Source organism: Pseudomonas sp. ICMP 10191, assembly GCF_001467335.1.
Taxonomy (GTDB): Bacteria; Pseudomonadota; Gammaproteobacteria; order Pseudomonadales; family Pseudomonadaceae; genus Aquipseudomonas; species Aquipseudomonas cerasi.
The window spans coordinates 1-425 of the sequence record NZ_LKGW01000049.1; the positions used below are offsets into that span (position 1 = coordinate 1).

1 protein-coding gene is annotated in these 425 nt (G+C 62.4%); it reads left to right on the forward strand.

Annotated elements, in window-relative coordinates; all coding sequences use genetic code 11:
* Positions 1–425 (forward strand): AMP-binding protein (locus AO388_RS29555; protein ID WP_153003968.1); only part of this gene is annotated, 425 nt, incomplete at both ends.

Below are 425 nucleotides of genomic sequence, written 5' to 3' on the forward strand. Positions count from 1 at the left end.
CCTGTCGGTGGAGGAAATCTTCCCGGCCTTGCTGGCGGGTGCCACTCTGGCGCCGAGCCGCGAGATCTTCGGCAGCGAAGGGACTGAAGATTACGGCATTCATCCGACTGTCCTGCACCTCACCGCCGCGCACTGGCACACGCTGGTGGCCGAATGGCACAAGCAACCGCAGGTGGCGGCTCAGCGCCTGCAACAGGTGCGTTTGATCAACGTCACTGGCGATGCGCTATCAGCACAGAAGCTCAAGCTCTGGGACGAGATGCGCCCGGCGCACACTCGCCTGAGTGGCAACGCGACCATCGGCAAACCGATGGCCAACACGCGCATTTACCTGCTCGACGATCATCAGCAGCCAGTGCCCTATGGCGTGGCTGGTGAGATTTTTATCGGTGGCGACGGCGTGGCACGCGGTTACCTGAACCTTG